Genomic DNA, 13,523 nt, shown 5'->3' on the forward strand with positions numbered 1-13,523 from the left:
GTTGAATGCAGCAAAGCGGAGCCATCATCATGCAGGATCGTAACTTTGACGATCTGGCGGACAAATTCTCACAGAACATTTATGGCACGCGCAAAGGGCAAGTGCGCCAGGCAATTGTCTGGGACGAACTGGAAGCTCTGTTACCGACATTGCCTGCCGGATCCTTGAAGGTGCTGGATGCCGGCGGCGGCGTGGGACAAGTCTCAAGCGGCCTGGCGGCGCGCGGTCATCAGGTTGTGCTGTGCGATCTCTCTACTGAGATGCTGAAGCTGGCGGAAGCCCATGCGCTTGCCGCGGGTGTGAGCCACAACATGCAATTCAAACAAATTAGCGCCCAGCAGGTGGGCGAACATTTGGATACGCAGGTTGATCTGGTATTGTTTCACGCGGTGTTGGAATGGGTCGCGCATCCGGAAGAGGTGCTGCAAGCGCTGTGGCACACGCTCAAGCCCGGCGGCGTGCTGTCGTTGATGTTTTACAACGCGCACGGCTTAACCTTCCGCACCCTGACGCTTGGCAACTTCGGCTATATGCGCGCCAATATGAGCAAACGTAAAAAGCGCACGCTGTCGCCCGATTTCCCGCGTGATCCGGATGATGTGACGCGTTGGCTGACAAACTGCGGATTTGAAATTGAACGGCGTGCGGGTATTCGCGTCTTCTGTGATTACATGAAGCCGCAACCCGGCGCAGGGAAGAGCGTTGAGGAAATCATTGAGATGGAACGGCGTTTCTGTCGCCAGGAGCCCTTTTTAAGCTTAGGGCGCTATATCCACGTGACCGCGCGCAAACCCAGCCAGAAGGATCAACTATGAGCGAATTTTCCCAGACGGTCCCCGAATTGGTGGCATGGGCGCGCAAGAACGATTTTTCGCTTGCGCTGCCGGTAGAACGTCTGGCCTTTTTGCTGGCCATCGCCACCTTAAACGGTGAGCGCATGGACGGCGAGATGAGTGAAGGCGAGCTGATTGACGCGTTTCGTCACGTTAGCAAAGCATTCGAACAAACCCACGAAACCGTGCAGGTCCGTGCCAATAACGCCATTAATGACATGGTGCGTCAGCGCTTGCTGAACCGCTTTACCAGCGAGCTGACGGAAGGGCACGCCATCTATCGCCTGACGCCACTCGCCATCGGCATTACCGACTATTACATCCGCCAGCGCGAGTTCTCCACGCTGCGCCTGTCGATGCAGCTGTCGATTGTGGCGCAGGAGTTGAAACGTGCCGCAGATGCCGCCGAAGAAGACGGTGACGAATTCCACTGGCATCGCAACGTGTTTGCGCCACTGAAATATTCGGTAGCGGAAATCTTCGATAGCATCGACATGACGCAGCGTCTGATGGATGAGCAGCAGCAAGCGGTGAAAACCGATATTGCCGATCTGCTTAACAAAGACTGGCGCGCGGCGATCTCCAGCTGTGAAATGTTGCTGTCGGAAACGTCCGGTACGCTGCGTGAACTGCAGGATACGCTGGAGGCGGCCGGCGATAAGCTGCAGGCCAACCTGCTGCGCATCCAGGATGCGACGCTGAGCAGCCCGGATCTGGGCTTTGTCGATAAGCTGGTGTTTGACCTGCAAAACAAGCTCGATCGCATCATCAGCTGGGGCCAGCAGGCTATCGATCTGTGGATCGGCTACGACCGCCACGTACACAAGTTTATTCGTACCGCCATCGACATGGATAAGAACCGCGTGTTTGCGCAGCGTTTACGCCTGTCGGTGCAAAACTATTTCGATCAGCCGTGGGCGCTGACCTACGCCAATGCCGATCGTCTTTACGATATGCGCGATGAAGAGATGACGCTGCGTAATGACGAGGTGATGGGCGAGCTGCCGCCGGAAATGGAATACGAAGAGTTTAATGAGATTCGCGAGCAGCTGGCCGCGATGATCGAAGAGGCGCTGCAGATTTATAAGCAGGAGCAGAAGCCGCTCCATCTGGCCACGGTGATGCGCGAATATCTGTCGCAGTATCCGCGCGCGCGCCACTTTGATCTGGCGCGTATCGTCATCGATCAAGCGGTGCGACTCGGCGTGGCCGAAGCTGATTTAGCCGGTCTGCCTGCGCAATGGCAGGCCATTAATGATTACGGAGCCAAGGTGCAGGCACATGTCATCGACAAATATTGAACAAGTGATGCCAGTCAAACTGGCATTGGCTCTGGCAAACCCGATTTTCCCGGCGCTCGATAGCCAGTTACGCGCGGGTCGCCACGTTGGCATTGAAGAGCTGGATAATCACGCCTTCCTGATGGATTACCAGGAATATCTCGAAGAGTTTTACGCGCGCTACAACGTTGAGCTGATCCGCGCGCCGGAAGGCTTCTTCTATCTGCGTCCGCGTTCAACCACTTTGATTCCGCGCTCGGTGTTGTCCGAGCTGGATATGATGGTGGGCAAAATTCTTTGCTATCTCTATCTCAGCCCGGAACGTCTGGCGAATGAAGGGATTTTTACCCAGCAAGAGCTGTACGACGAACTGCTGTCGCTGGCCGATGAGAGCAAGCTGCTCAAGCTGGTCAATCAGCGTTCCACCGGTTCCGATCTTGATCGCGCCAAGCTGCAGGAAAAAATGCGTGCGTCGCTGAGCCGCCTGCGCCGTCTCGGCATGGTGTGGTTTATGGGCAACGACAGCAGCAAATTCCGCATCACCGAATCAGTGTTCCGCTTTGGCGCCGACGTGCGCAGCGGTGACGATGCGCGTGAAGCGCAGCTGCGCCTGATACGTGACGGTGAAGCGATGACGCTGGAAAGTGCGCCGGCTGCGACTGAGAACGATGAAGCAGATAACGATATTGACGCTGAAAGCGACGCGAGTGATAACGCGGAGGATGAACAAGCATGATTGAACGCGGTAAATTTCGTTCGCTAACGCTGATCAACTGGAACGGCTTCTTTGCCCGTACTTTTGATCTTGATGAACTGGTCACCACGCTTTCGGGCGGTAACGGTGCGGGTAAATCCACCACCATGGCCGCCTTCGTGACGGCGATGATCCCTGACTTAACCTTGCTGCACTTCCGTAACACCACCGAAGCCGGTGCAACTTCCGGTTCGCGTGATAAAGGTTTGCACGGCAAGCTACGCGCCGGCGTCTGTTATTCGGTGCTGGATGTGGTCAACTCACGCCATCAGCGCGTGATCGTTGGTGTACGTCTGCAGCAGGTGGCGGGACGCGATAAAAAGGTCGATATCAAACCATTCAGTATTCACGGCTTGCCGAGCGATTCACAGGCGACCGATATGCTGACCGAAATCCTTAATAACCGTCAGGCGCGCGTGTTGCCGCTGACGGAAGTGAAGGAGCGTGTGGAAGCGCAGGAAGGCGTGCAATTCAAACAGTACAACTCGGTCACCGATTACCATGCGGTGCTGTTCGAGCTCGGCGTGGTGCCGCGTCGTCTGCGTAACGCCAGCGATCGCAGTAAGTTTTATCGCCTGATTGAAGCTTCGCTGTACGGCGGTATCTCTAGCGCTATCACCCGTTCACTGCGCGATTACCTGCTGCCAGAAAACGGCGGTGTGCGTAAAGCCTTCCAGGATATGGAAGCCGCGCTGCGGGAAAACCGCATGACGCTGGAAGCGATTCGCGTCACCCAATCCGATCGCGACCTGTTTAAGCATCTGATCTCGGAAGCTACCAACTACGTTTCCGCTGACTACATGCGCCACGCCAACGAGCGTCGTATTCACCTCGACGGCGCGCTGCAGCTGCGTAATGAGCTGTTTACCAGCCGCAACCAACTGATTTCCGAACAGTATCGCCACATTGAAATGGCGCGCGAGTTGTCCGAGCACAGCGGTGCTGAGAGCGATCTGGAAAGCGATTATCAGGGCGCCAGCGACCATCTGAATCTGGTGCAAACCGCCATGCGCCAGCAGGAAAAAATCGAGCGTTACGATGCCGATCTGGAAGAGCTGACCTATCGCCTCGAAGAGCAGAACGAAGTGGTTGCCGAAGCGCGCGAAGTGCAGGAAGAGAATGAAGCACGTGCCGAAGCAGCTGAGGTGGAAGTCGATGAGCTGAAAAGCCAACTCGCCGATTTCCAGCAGGCGCTCGACGTGCAACAGACGCGGGCAATCCAGTATCAGCAAGCCTTGCAGGCGTTGGAAAAGGCGCGTACGCAGTGTCAGCTGCCTGATTTAACTATCGATAACGCGGCCGAATGGCAGGAAACCTTCCAGGCGCGTGAAGAGGAAGCCACCGAGCGCCTGCTGCGTCTGGAACAGAAACTGAGCGTCGCCGAAGCGGCACACAGCCAGTTTGAGCAAGCGTTAGCGTTAGTTACCAGCATCGCCGGTGACGTCAGTCGTCAGGATGCGTGGCAAGTGGGGCGCGAATTACTGCGCGACGCTGGCAATCAGCGCCACCAGGCCGAACAGCTTTCCTCGCTGCGTCTGCGCCTCAATGAATTAGAAACCCGTCTGCGTGAGCAGCATGATGCTGAGCGTTTGCTGGCGGATTTCTGCAAACGTCAGGGCCAGCAATACGATGCGGATGCGCTGGACGGCTTGCAGCGAGAACTCGAAGCGCAGATTGAGCAACTGAATAGCAGCGTTGCCGATGCCGGTGAACGCCGCATGTTGATGCGTCAGGAGCTGGAGCAGCTGCGTGAACGCATTACTGCGCTGACCGCGCGTGCGCCACACTGGCTGGCGGCGCAGGAAATCCTGACGCAGCTGAGCGAGCAAACTGGTCAGGCGCTGACCAGCAGCCAGCAAATCACCGAATTTATGCAGCAACTGCTGGAGCGCGAGCGTGAAACCACCGTTGAGCGCGACGAGCTGGCCGCGCGTAAACGCGAAGTTGAGCAGCAGATTGAACGTCTGAGCCAACCGGGCGGCGCGGAAGATGCGCGCCTGACGCAGCTGGCGGAACGTTTTGGCGGCGTGCTGCTGTCGGAAATTTATGATGACGTTACGCTGGATGACGCGCCGTACTTCTCAGCGTTATACGGTCCATCGCGTCACGCCATCGTGGTGCCGGATCTGTCGCTGGTGCGCGACCTGCTCGACGGTTTAGACGAGTGCCCGGAAGATCTCTATCTGATTGAAGGCGATCCGCAAGCCTTTGACGACAGCGTATTTAGCGTTGAAGAGCTGGAAAAAGCGGTGGTGGTGAAAGTGGCTGAGCGTCAGTGGCGCTACTCCCGCTTCCCAAAAGTGCCGCTGTTTGGTCGCGCGGCGCGTGAAAACCAGCTTGAGTTGCTGAACAACGAACGTGAACAGCTGGCTGAACGTTATGCCACGCTGTCGTTTGATGTGCAGAAAACTCAGCGTCTGCATCAATCCTTTAGCCGCTTCATCGGCAGCCATTTAGCGGTGGCGTTTGATGAAGATCCAGAAGCGCAGATTCGTCAGCTTAATAGCCGTCGTGGCGAGCTTGAGCGGGAGCTGGCGCAGCATGAGAATGACAATCAGCAGCAGCGCGCGCAGTTTGAGCAGGCAAAAGAGGGCGTCAGCCAGCTGAACCGCCTGTTGCCACGCGTTAATCTGCTGCTCGACGACACGCTCGGCGATCGCTGTGAAGAGATCCGCGAGCGCGTTGAAGAAGCACAGGAAGCCGCGCGTTTCCTGCATCAGCACGGCAGCAAACTCAGCAAGCTGGAACCGCTGATTGCGGTACTGCAAAGCGATCCGCAGCAGCACGATCAGCTGCAGCGCGACTATCAGCAGGCACAGCAGCAGCAGCGTGATGCGCGTCAGCAAGCCTTTGCACTGACCGAAGTGGTGCAGCGCCGCGCGCACTTCAACTATGAAAGTTCGGCTGGCATGTTGGGTGGCAACAGCGATCTCAATGAGCAGTTGCGTCAGCGTCTGGAGCAGGCGGAAGGCGAGCGCAGCCGCGCGCGCGAACGTCTTCGTGGACATCAGGCGCAGCTGACGCAGTATTCGCAGGTGTTGGCTTCGCTGAAAAGTTCTTACGATGCCAAACGCGACATGCTGAAAGAGTTGCAGCAAGAGATGCAGGATATCGGCGTGCATGCCGATGCCAGCGCAGAAGAGCGCGCGCGCATTCGTCGTGACGAGCTGTATAGCGCGCTAAGCCACAACCGTGCGCGTCGCAACCAGCTGGAAAAACAGATCACCTTCTGTGAAGCCGAAATGGACAGCCTGCAGAAGAAACTGCGCAAGCTGGAGCGCGATTATCATCAGATTCGTGAGCAGGTGGTCAGCGCGAAAGCGGGCTGGTGCACGGTGTTGCGCCTGGTTAGAGAGAATGGCGTCGAGCGTCGTCTGCATCGTCGCGAGCTGGCCTATCTCAGCGGCGATGAGCTGCGTTCCATGTCGGATAAGGCGCTGGGTGCGCTGCGTCTGGCGGTAGCGGATAACGAGCATCTGCGCGATGTGCTGCGTATGTCCGAAGATCCGAAACGTCCGGAACGTAAGATTCAGTTCTTTATCGCGGTGTATCAGCATCTGCGCGAACGTATCCGCCAGGACATCATTCGTACCGACGATCCGGTTGAAGCCATCGAACAGATGGAGATTGAGCTGAATCGTCTGACCGAAGAGCTGACGGCGCGTGAACAGACGCTGGCAATCAGCTCGCGCAGTGCGGCGAACATCATTCGCAAAACCATCCAGCGCGAGCAGAACCGTATTCGCCAGCTGAACCAGGGTTTGCAGGCGGTGAGCTTTGGTCAGGTGCGCAGCGTGCGCCTTAACGTGAACGTGCGTGAAGCGCACTCAACGCTGCTGGATACGCTGTCGGAAGAGCATGAACAGCATCAGGATCTGTTTACCAGCAACCGCTTAACCTTCTCGGAAGCGCTGGCGAAACTCTATCAGCGCCTGAATCCGCAGATCGATATGGGCCAGCGCACGCCGCAAACCATCGGTGAAGAGCTGCTCGACTACCGCAACTATCTTGAGATGGAAGTGGAAGTGAACCGTGGTACTGACGGCTGGCTGCGTGCGGAGAGTGGCGCGCTTTCGACGGGTGAAGCGATCGGTACCGGGATGTCGATTCTGGTGATGGTGGTACAGAGCTGGGAAGAGGAATCACGTCGTCTGCGCGGCAAAGATATTTCGCCGTGTCGTCTGCTGTTCCTTGATGAAGCGGCACGTCTTGATGCGCGTTCGATCGCCACACTGTTTGAGCTGTGCGAACGTCTGGAGATGCAGCTGATCATCGCGGCGCCAGAGAACATCAGCCCGGAAAAAGGCACCACCTACAAACTGGTGCGTAAAATGTTCAATAACACCGAACATGTGCATGTGGTTGGGCTGCGCGGCTTCTCGGCAGATCCTGCACCGAGCAAGGATCAAAGTCCTAAGGTCGGTCTTGAATATGAGAATTCATAGCGCTTAATCTGGTTAAAAAACAGCACTACGTTTAATCTGTATGCGGCATCTGCACTGAGAGGCAGATGCCGTTTTTTATTCGTATACTCAACATTATGAGTATGGCTGTACATGGCGATCACAGGGCGCTATGTCATTGGTGAGAAGGGGGCAGGGATGTTGCTAAACAATAAGAGCAAAATGAGTCGTGCTGCAGTAGCACTCGGTTTGTCACTGGTACTATCGCCGCTGGCTGTGAGCCATGCGGCCATCACCTCCACGCTACCCAATTCAACGCACCACAGTTCGATGTCGGTTGCTGCCAGCCAGCAGCAGATTCAGCAGGCGTTCAGCGCCACTGAACAACCTTTCTATTTGCCCGGTTTAGCCGGTATTTATGCGTCGCGCGATATGGCTCCGCTATGGCAAGACCCGCAAGCGGTGCAGGCTTTCCAGCAGCAATTGGCGGAAGTGGCGCTCTCTGGCGTGCAGCCGCAATTCACCCGCTGGGTTGAGCGTCTGACCAATCCGAACATCAAAGGCCTGGCGCGCGACATCGTGCTCAGTGATGCGATGCTTGGCTATCTGCAGTTTGTTGCCAATGTGCCGACACAGGGCGAAACCTGGCTCTACAGCAATGTGCCTTACAAGCTGACCATGCCATCTCTCACGGCCATCAATCAGTGGCAAAATGCGGTGAACGGCGGCGGCAGCCGGACTTTTGTGGTCTCGTTGCAACCGCAGCATCCGCAATATGCGCCAATGCATAATGCGCTGAAAACGCTACTCACCGACGATCGCCCGTGGCCACAGCTGCGTGATACCGTTACGCTACGCCCAGGGCAGATCAGTAATGATGTGCCTGCGCTGCGTGAGATTCTGCAACGCACCGGCATGTTGACCGCCAGCCATAGTACTACGCCAACGCCGGCGGAAGACGCGGTGCCAACTGCGCCGGTTCCGGTGAGCCAAAGCAATCAGCCGGTGGCGGTGAGCCCGTCTGCGGCAAACTTTGATGATATTGATGCGGCTCCGGCACTCGCTGCGACGCCTGAAGTGGCCAATAATGTGGCTGCTAATCCGACGGCAACCGGACCCAACGTGTATGACGCTGCGCTGGTGGAGGGCGTTAAACGCTTCCAGCACTGGCAGGGACTGGCCGATGACGGCGCAATTGGTCCGCGTACCCGTGAATGGCTGAATGTGCCACCGCAGATGCGTGCTTCGCTGCTGGCGCTCAACATACAGCGCCTGCGTCTGCTACCGGATGATATGCATAACGGCATCATGGTGAACATTCCCAACTATTCGCTGACTTACTACAACAACGGCGCAACCATTTTGTCATCACGCGTGATTGTGGGTCGTCCTGACCGCAAAACGCCGCTGATGCGTAGCGCGCTGAATAATGTGGTGCTCAATCCACCGTGGAACGTGCCAACCACGCTGGTGCGCCAGGATATTGTGCCGAAGGTGAAACAGGATCCGACTTATCTGTATAAGCACGGTTATACGCTGTTGTCGGGCTGGAGTGCGGATGCGGAAGTGATCGATCCTTCGATGATTGACTGGCGTATGGTGTCGGCCGCGAGCTTCCCGTATCGCATTCGACAGGCGCCGGGCGCAACCAACTCACTGGGTCGCTACAAATTCAACATGCCGAGTTCGGATGCGATTTATCTGCACGATACGCCGAACCATAACCTGTTCCAGCGCGATATTCGTGCGCTCAGTTCGGGCTGTGTGCGCGTGAATAAAGCCTCAGAACTGGCCGATCTGCTGTTGCAGGATGTGGGCTGGAACGACGGCCGTATCTCAGACACCTTGAAAGAGGGAAATACCCGTTACGTGCCGATTCGCCATCGTATTCCTGTGAACCTTTACTATTTAACCGCATGGGTCGCAGATGACGGCCAGCCGCAATATCGTACAGATATTTACAATTATGATAATCCCGCCCGTTCCGGTAGTCAGGTACTGCATAAAGCCGGTCAGTTGTTACTCTAGTAATTGATTTGGCTGTTTTCTCTTCACATGAATTTAACCAAGACCAGTCTCGAAAATTTGATTTTGAGCTGGTTTTGGTCTTCTGCAACATATTCTGGGTTGACTGAGTCTTAGGCGGACGTTAATGTTCGGCCTTGTGTACTTTTCGCACATATTTTATCCGCTTTAGATTAGGTAACCTCGCTTCATGGCTAATATTGATTCTCAACGTCGTCGATTACTCTTGATTGGAGGCGCAGCAGCAGGATTATCACTGCTTCCTGGCTCCGCTCTGGCTTCGCTTTCCACCGCCCGCCCACGAGTATTGACGCTTAGTAACCTTCACACCGGTGAAACCCTTAAAACAGAGTTTTTTAACGGTAAGCGTTATGACAAGGATGAGTTAGCCCGCTTAAATCACTTCTTCCGTGATTACCGCGCCAATCAGGTGAAGACCATCGATCCCCATCTTTTTGACCAGCTTTACCGCCTGCAAACATTGCTGGATACGCGTAAGCCGGTGCAGTTGATCTCGGGTTACCGCACCTTAGCCACCAACACCATGCTGCGTGAATCGGGCCCGGGCGTGGCGAAAAAAAGCTATCACACTAAAGGACAAGCGATGGATTTCCACATTGAGGGAATTTCGTTGAGCAATGTTCGCAAAGCGGCGTTATCTATGCGCGCCGGTGGTGTAGGATATTACCCGCGCAGCAACTTCGTACACATAGATACCGGGCCCGCAAGGCACTGGTCCTGATACCGGCAGCGCTGCGTGTGTCGGTCATGGAGCGCTATGAACTACCAAATTATTCCGGTTACGGCTTTTTCCCAAAACTGTTCAGTTATATGGGATGACGAAACCCAACAAGCCGCATTGGTCGATCCTGGCGGCGATGCGGAAACCATCAAAGCCGTACTGGCAGAGCGTGGTCTAACGCCGTCGCAGATCCTGCTCACGCATGGACATCTTGATCACGTTGGTGCCGCTGCGGAACTTGCGTCACATTATCAGGTGCCCATTGTCGGTCCGCATCCGCTCGATGCTTTCTGGTTAGATAATCTGCCCACACAAAGCCGTATGTTCGGTTTGCCCGAGTGTGCGCCGCTCACGCCCGATCGCTGGCTGGAAGAGGGTGAAACTGTGCAGGTTGGCAATGTCACGCTGGAAGTGCTGCTTTGTCCGGGCCATACGCCGGGACATATCGTGTTCTTTGATCGGGCTGGGCGTCTTCTGATTTCGGGAGATGTGATTTTCAACGGTGGCGTTGGACGCACCGATTTCCCGCAGGGCAGCCACAGCGACCTGATCGATGCGATTAAAACCAAGCTGTTGCCGCTAGGCGGTGATGTGACTTTCGTGCCGGGTCACGGTCCTATCTCTACGCTAGGCCGCGAACGCATCAGCAATCCGTTCCTGCAAGAATAAAAAAATGGGCCCTTTTGGCCCATTTGTCGTTATTTGCCGCCTGATTTATAAAACTGCGACAATCGCCTCACACAGCGCCGACATATTATCTGGCGTCATGCCTGCCACATTAACGCGACCCGAGTTCACCGCATATACGCCAAACTCCTCACGCAGACGCACTACCTGATCTTTGGTCAGGCCGCTGAATGAGAACATGCCGTTCTGCTTGATGATGAAGCTAAAGTCTTGATTAGCGCCTTTCTCCGCCAGTGTGTTCACAAACAGCTGACGCATGCGCTGGATGCGCTGACGCATATCGGCCAGCTCCTGAATCCAGATGGTGCGCAGCGCGTCATTGCTGAGGATGGTGGCGACGACCGCCGCGCCGTGTGACGGCGGGTTAGAGTAGTTGGCGCGAATGGTGTATTTCACCTGGCTAAACGCAGTTTTGGCCACGTCGCTGCTCGCTGCAACCAGCGTTAATGCACCTACACGCTCATTATACAAACCAAAGTTCTTCGAGTAAGAGCTGGCAACAATCAGTTCCTGATGTGAAGCGGCAAAAATACGCAGCCCTTGCGCATCTTCATCCAGACCGCGAGCAAAGCCTTGATAAGCGAAATCAAACAGCGGCAGCCATCCTTTCTCTAGCGACAGTTGCGCCAGCTGTTGCCATTGCTCTGCAGACGGATCAACGCCAGTTGGGTTGTGGCAGCAGCCGTGGAACAGCACTACATCGCCTGCTTTGGCTTCCTGCAGCGATGCCACCATGGCGTCGAAATCCAGGCTGTGGCTTGCGGCATCGTAATAATCGTAATCACACACTTCAAGGCCAGCAGCGTTGAAGACATTGTTATGGTTCGGCCAGCTTGGGTTGCTCACCCAAACGCGCTTGACGCTGGTCTGGTTTGCCAGAAAATCTGCTGCTACGCGCAGGGCGCCGGTGCCGCCTGGCGTTTGTGCGGTGCATGCGCGACCCGCAGAAATCAGCGCGCTCTCTTTGCCGAACAGCAACTCCTGCGTGCATCGTGCGAAATCCGCCAGACCATCAATGCTCAGGTAGTTCTTGGTGGTTTCATTTTCCAGCAAATACTGCTCAGCTTTTTTAACACTGGTGAGGACCGGCGTTTTACCGGTTTCATCTTTATAAACACCAATGCCAAGATTGATTTTATTCGGCCGGTCATCGGCACGAAAAAGGTCAGCCAGTCCCAGAATAGGATCGGCGGGTGCGGCAGAGATCGATTCAAACATGAGTCAGTTCCGTTTAGGTGAACTTTAGCGAAATGAGCTATCAGGTTAACGTCACTCGGCACGCTTGCCAACCGCTGATATAAAAAAGAAATATGTCGGTGAGATAAAGTAGAAAAGCTAATTGCGAAGCCGATCACTGAAATGCAAAACGGAGCCCGAGGGCTCCGTTTTTAGGTATTACGCAAATCTAATCGGGTGATTAGAACTGGTAAACCAGACCAACGCCAACGGTGTCATCAGTAGAGATGCCAGCCGCGCGGGTGAAGTCGTTTTCGTCCATCAGGTTGATTTGATAATCAACATAGGTAGACATGTTTTTGTTGAAATAGTAGTACGCACCAACAGAAACATATTTGTAGATGTCTTGATCACCCCAGGTCTCGATGTCCTTACCTTTAGACTGGACGTATGCCAGGGATGGACGCAGACCGAAGTCGAACTGGTACTGAGCAACTGCTTCAAACTTCTGCTCTTTGTTGATTGCGCCGCCTCGGGCTGGAGCAATATCGGTAGCATCAGTTGAAATCCAGGTTGAATTACGGGTTTCACCGTACATTGCTGCCAGGTACAGGTTGTTCGCATCATATTTCAGAGCGGTTGACCATGCGTCAGCTTTTTTGCTGCCGTTGCCATAGAAGGACGCTTCCTGGCCATTGGTACGGTCTGAAGAGGTGTATGCAGCAGAAACGCCAACACCGATGTCAGAGGTATAGGTCAGAGAAGAACCCCAACCGTCGCCATTGGCGCGACTCAGGCTGCGGCTGTTAGCGTTAGTGCCTTCTTCATTTTTACCCTGATACTGAACAGCAAACGCCAGTCCATCAACCAGACCGAAGAAATCGTTGTTACGATAAGTCGCCAGACCATTCGAACGACCAACCATGAAGTTATCAGAGTAACCAGAGTCACCACCGAATACTGGCAGAACGTCGGTCCATGCCAGCGGATCGTAACCTACACCGTAGTTACGGCCGTAGTCGAACGAACCGACATTGGCAATTTTCAGACCGGCAAAGCCCAGACGGGTTTTGTTGCCATTTTGAGCATCGCTAGCGCCTTCAGAGTTGTTAGCCTGAATGTTGTATTCCCACTGGCCGTAACCGGTCAGTTGGTCATTAATCTGAGTTTCACCCTTGAAGCCGAAACGCACATAAGTCTGGTCGCCGTCTGAACCTGAGTTATCAGAGAACTGATGACGCGCATCGACTTTACCGTACAGGTCCAGCTTGTTGCCGTCTTTATTATAAATTTCTGCTGCGTTTGCTGCACCAGCAGCCAACAGAGCTGGGATAACCACTGCAAGAATGTTGCGCTTCATCATTTTTTATTACCCTCATTGGAGTTATTTGGACATCTGCCACTGCTGCCAAGAAATCTTTACAGAACCTTGAAAGAAGTTTGATGTCTCCTGTGTCTGCACGCATCTTTCCATCACAGGGTTGCTAATTCTAGCCCGAAGATGATTCAAATCTCGCAATTAAGTATCAAAAGGAAAAATTGTATGACAATTTGTAAAAATTCGGGAACTTTGTGAGAGAACTCTAAATTTACAAAAATAAAAAAAGGCCGGCTAGGCCGACC

Annotated in this window: 9 protein-coding genes; 7 read left to right on the forward strand and 2 right to left on the reverse strand. The window is 54.7% G+C overall.

Going from position 1 to position 13,523, the window contains the following annotated elements; genetic code table 11:
- Positions 1–29: 29 nt before the first annotated feature.
- The 7 genes from cmoM to K5Y32_RS02820 all read left to right on the forward strand — a co-directional run bounded on the left by cmoM (position 30) and on the right by K5Y32_RS02820 (position 10,706).
- Entirely contained in the window at positions 30–815 is a 786-nt protein-coding gene (gene cmoM / locus K5Y32_RS02790; protein ID WP_222181743.1) for a tRNA uridine 5-oxyacetic acid(34) methyltransferase CmoM, read from the forward strand.
- Positions 812–2,134, forward strand: coding sequence for a chromosome partition protein MukF (gene mukF, locus K5Y32_RS02795; protein ID WP_222181744.1), 1,323 nt, complete (start codon positions 812–814; stop codon positions 2,132–2,134). The genes cmoM and mukF overlap by 4 nt, the downstream gene beginning before the upstream one ends.
- Complete coding sequence (mukE, locus tag K5Y32_RS02800; RefSeq protein ID WP_222181745.1) at positions 2,115–2,849, forward strand: chromosome partition protein MukE; 735 nt, start codon at positions 2,115–2,117, stop codon at positions 2,847–2,849. Before mukF ends, mukE begins: the two co-directional genes overlap by 20 nt.
- Positions 2,846–7,312, forward strand: a complete 4,467-nt coding sequence (mukB, locus tag K5Y32_RS02805) for a chromosome partition protein MukB (RefSeq protein ID WP_222181746.1) — start codon at positions 2,846–2,848, stop codon at positions 7,310–7,312. Before mukE ends, mukB begins: the two co-directional genes overlap by 4 nt.
- A gap of 156 nt (positions 7,313–7,468) precedes the next feature.
- The gene (gene ldtD, locus K5Y32_RS02810; RefSeq protein WP_222181747.1) at positions 7,469–9,298 is read left to right on the forward strand and encodes a L,D-transpeptidase; all 1,830 of its coding nucleotides are present in this window, start codon (positions 7,469–7,471) and stop codon (positions 9,296–9,298) included.
- Positions 9,299–9,485: 187 nt separating this feature from the next.
- Complete coding sequence (locus tag K5Y32_RS02815; RefSeq protein ID WP_101760946.1) at positions 9,486–10,037, forward strand: YcbK family protein; 552 nt, start codon at positions 9,486–9,488, stop codon at positions 10,035–10,037.
- 36 nt (positions 10,038–10,073) lie between these two features.
- Entirely contained in the window at positions 10,074–10,706 is a 633-nt protein-coding gene (locus tag K5Y32_RS02820) for an MBL fold metallo-hydrolase (RefSeq protein WP_222181748.1), read from the forward strand.
- A gap of 45 nt (positions 10,707–10,751) precedes the next feature.
- Here the strand turns inward: K5Y32_RS02820 and K5Y32_RS02825 are convergent, their stop codons facing one another.
- Together K5Y32_RS02825 and ompC are read right to left on the reverse strand one after the other, a co-directional pair.
- Positions 10,752–11,942, reverse strand: coding sequence for an amino acid aminotransferase (locus K5Y32_RS02825; RefSeq protein WP_192413848.1), 1,191 nt, complete (start codon positions 11,940–11,942; stop codon positions 10,752–10,754).
- Between the two features lie 199 nt (positions 11,943–12,141).
- On the reverse strand, positions 12,142–13,263 hold the full coding sequence (gene ompC, locus K5Y32_RS02830; protein WP_271459973.1) for a porin OmpC: 1,122 nt from the start codon (positions 13,261–13,263) through the stop codon (positions 12,142–12,144).
- Positions 13,264–13,523 lie beyond the last annotated feature (260 nt).

It is taken from the genome of Pantoea sp. DY-15 (genome assembly GCF_019795935.1).
In the GTDB taxonomy this organism is placed as follows: domain Bacteria; phylum Pseudomonadota; class Gammaproteobacteria; order Enterobacterales; family Enterobacteriaceae; genus Pantoea; species Pantoea leporis.

What these genes read in the sequence shown, in the direction of transcription:
- cmoM (WP_222181743.1), top strand. Translation starts at nt 30, where the DNA reads ATGCAGGATCGTAACTTTGACGATCTGGCGGACAAATTCTCACAGAAC.
- mukF (WP_222181744.1), top strand. Translation starts at nt 812, where the DNA reads ATGAGCGAATTTTCCCAGACGGTCCCCGAATTGGTGGCATGGGCGCGC.
- mukE (WP_222181745.1), top strand. Translation starts at nt 2,115, where the DNA reads ATGTCATCGACAAATATTGAACAAGTGATGCCAGTCAAACTGGCATTG.
- mukB (WP_222181746.1), top strand. Translation starts at nt 2,846, where the DNA reads ATGATTGAACGCGGTAAATTTCGTTCGCTAACGCTGATCAACTGGAAC.
- ldtD (WP_222181747.1), top strand. Translation starts at nt 7,469, where the DNA reads ATGTTGCTAAACAATAAGAGCAAAATGAGTCGTGCTGCAGTAGCACTC.
- K5Y32_RS02815 (WP_101760946.1), top strand. Translation starts at nt 9,486, where the DNA reads ATGGCTAATATTGATTCTCAACGTCGTCGATTACTCTTGATTGGAGGC.
- K5Y32_RS02820 (WP_222181748.1), top strand. Translation starts at nt 10,074, where the DNA reads ATGAACTACCAAATTATTCCGGTTACGGCTTTTTCCCAAAACTGTTCA.
- K5Y32_RS02825 (WP_192413848.1), bottom strand. Translation starts at nt 11,942, where the DNA reads ATGTTTGAATCGATCTCTGCCGCACCCGCCGATCCTATTCTGGGACTG.
- ompC (WP_271459973.1), bottom strand. Translation starts at nt 13,263, where the DNA reads ATGATGAAGCGCAACATTCTTGCAGTGGTTATCCCAGCTCTGTTGGCT.